Origin of the sequence: Burkholderia sp. 4M9327F10 (genome assembly GCF_005503145.1) — a bacterium.
Taxonomy (GTDB): domain Bacteria; phylum Pseudomonadota; class Gammaproteobacteria; order Burkholderiales; family Burkholderiaceae; genus Paraburkholderia.
Map to the genome: position 1 here is coordinate 1 of NZ_SCNV01000140.1, position 1,638 is coordinate 1,638.

General features: G+C 60.4%; 1 protein-coding gene. It reads left to right on the forward strand.

The genetic code is table 11. The features are described 5' to 3' along the window. The first annotated feature begins 125 nt into the window (after window positions 1–125). Window positions 126–1,568 carry an IS5 family transposase gene (locus FFS45_RS41445; RefSeq protein ID WP_137960352.1) on the forward strand — a complete coding sequence of 481 codons (1,443 nt, stop codon included), beginning with the start codon at window positions 126–128 and terminating at the stop codon, window positions 1,566–1,568. Window positions 1,569–1,638: the final 70 nt, after the last annotated feature.

A 1,638-nucleotide genomic window follows, 5' to 3' on the forward strand; every position in this document is an offset into this window, starting at 1 on the left:
AGTCTGCCTTGCAGAAGTTCGTAAGGCGCTGCCTAGCCTGGCGATGCGGTTAGTTGGCGGGTAATAGAACTCCCAGAACGAATATCGATCTGATAAAGATTCTGGGAGTTTCGGAGTGGTCGCCGATGAGCACGCCTGATTTCTTTCGTAGCCGTCTGGACGCAATGATTGATCTGCGTCACCCGCTTGCCGTGCTGGCAACGAAGATGTCGTGGGCTTCAATCGAAACGACGCTTGCTCCTTTGTTCGAGCGACACTCACGCGATGGGCGGGTGAGCGAAGCGGTTGACCTGTTTGGCTCGAACTCGCTGGAACTTGCCGGCGGCGTCAGTGCGGCTGGACGTCCGCGCCTGCCTATGCGGTTGATGGTCGGTCTGCTGTACCTTAAGCACGCCTACAACGAGAGTGACGAATCGGTGTGCGAGCGCTGGGCGCAGGACGTGTACTTCCAGTTCTTCTGCGGCGAGGAGTATTTCCAGCCGCGTCTGCCGTGCGACCCGACCAACCTGGTGCGCTTTCGGCAGGCGCTGGGCGAAGCCGGTGTCGAGGAACTGCTCGCGGCGACGATCGCGGCTGCGGTGCAGATGAAGGCGGTGACGCCGGTCGAATTCGAGCGCGTGATTGTCGACACCACGGTTCAAGAAAAGGCGATTGCGTATCCGACCGACAGCCGTCTGCTTGAGGTGTCACGGGCCAGACTCGTGCAACTGGCGCAGCGCGCCGGGTTGGCGTTGAAGCAAACCTACGAGCGCGAAGGCAAGCGGCTGCGGCGCCGCGCAGGCGGCTATGCCCATGCGAAGCAGTTCAAGCGCCTGCGTCGTGTACTGAAACGTCAGCGCACAGTCTTGGGACGGTTGCTGCGCGACATCGAACGCAAGCTGTTCGCAGCCCCGGACGAACGACAGACACAACTGCGCGTGTGGCTCGAGCGGGCGTGGCGCATCTGCCGCCAACGTCCAAAGGACAAGAACAAGTTGTACGCATTGCATGCGCCTGAAGTTGAATGCATCGGTAAAGGCAAGGCGCGGCAACCCTACGAGTTCGGCGTCAAGGTGAGCCTTGCGATTACCGAGAAACAAGGGTTGATCGTCGGTGCCCGGGCGTTCCCTGGCAACCCCTATGACGGCCATACGCTGGCCGAGCAACTCGAACAGAGCACCATTCTGTTGCAGGACCTGCCCGGTACACCGCAGCCGAAGACCGTATTGGTCGATCTCGGGTTTCGCGGTGTTGACGCGGAAATATCATCAGTAAACCTGATTCATCGCGGAAAACACAAGACACTGACCAGCGCGCAGCGGCGCTGGCTCAAGCGACGGCAGGCGATCGAACCGATCATCGGTCATGTGAAGCACGATCACGGTATGCGTCGTTGCTGGCTCAAGGGGCAAAGCGGCGATGCGCTGCATGCCGTGCTGTGCGCCACGGGCTACAACCTGCGCTGGCTGTTGCGTGCGATTGTTCGCCTCGGTCTGGGGCCCATCTTTTTTGTCCTCGCCTGGCTGCATTGGATCGTCAATATCTCGTCGCATCCGCTGCTTGCGCAGCGGACGCTTCCGGCGGCCTAACCTTCCTGCGCCGACAAAATGCCCGATCGGCGTCGTGCGTCAGGCAAACTGAATTTTGCAGGCCCGACTA

Coding starts and splice junctions, on each gene's coding strand:
- FFS45_RS41445 (WP_137960352.1), top strand. CDS start 126: ATGAGCACGCCTGATTTCTTTCGTAGCCGTCTGGACGCAATGATTGAT.